The organism is Micromonospora sonneratiae (assembly GCF_042679305.1).
Taxonomy (GTDB): Bacteria; Actinomycetota; Actinomycetes; order Mycobacteriales; family Micromonosporaceae; genus Micromonospora_H; species Micromonospora_H sonneratiae.
In genome coordinates, this window is sequence record NZ_JBHTMP010000173.1 from 1 (window position 1) to 699 (window position 699).

The following is a 699-nucleotide window of genomic DNA, read 5'->3' on the forward strand; positions in this document are numbered from 1 at the left end:
GGCGCCGCACCCCCCGGAACGAAAGGAACACCCCCATGAACACCATCATGCGTAAGACCGCACTCGGCATCGCCGGCCTCGCCTTCGCCGGCGGCGTAGCCGCCGCCCCGTTCACCGCCACACCCGCCGAAGCCAAACCCGCCAACACCATCCACCAGGACAAGCGCGACAGCAAGGGCAAGGAACTCGACATCAAGTACGAGGCCCAGTCCAACTTCTACTACTGCGGCCCCGCCGCCACCCGCAACGCCCTCAGCGCCTCCGGCCACCACCTCGGCCAGGACGAAGCCGCCAAACAACTCGGCACCACCGAAGACGGCACCAACTCCGCCGAGGACACCACCCGCGTCCTGAACAAGGTCACCGGCGGCAACAAGTACAAGACCACCGCCATCCCCGACCGCAACGCTGACGACAAGCAGACCAACAAGCTCGCCGACGACATCAAGCGCACCGTCGACGACGGCCGCGCCGTCGTGGCCAACATCGCCGGCACCGCCACCGACACCACCGGCGGCACCCACAGCTTCGAGGGCGGACACTACATCAGCGTGGTCGGCTACCGCGACAACGCCAAGACCGTCAAGATCGCAGACTCGGCCAACCCGAACACCGCCTCCTACTGGATGGCAACCGACAACCTGGCCGACTGGATCGCCACCCGCGGCTACTCCGCCTGACACACAACAACACAACAAC

General features: G+C 66.2%; 1 protein-coding gene. It reads left to right on the top strand.

The features are described 5' to 3' along the window. Positions 1 to 35 precede the first annotated feature (35 nt). Complete coding sequence (locus tag ACFQ4H_RS34855) at positions 36 to 680, top strand: C39 family peptidase (RefSeq protein WP_377579556.1); 645 nt, start codon at positions 36 to 38, stop codon at positions 678 to 680. The last annotated feature ends 19 nt before the right edge of the window (positions 681 to 699 follow it).

Bases quoted from the DNA above. Each gene is read 5' to 3' on its own strand.
- ACFQ4H_RS34855 (WP_377579556.1), top strand. From the start codon at position 36: ATGAACACCATCATGCGTAAGACCGCACTCGGCATCGCCGGCCTCGCC.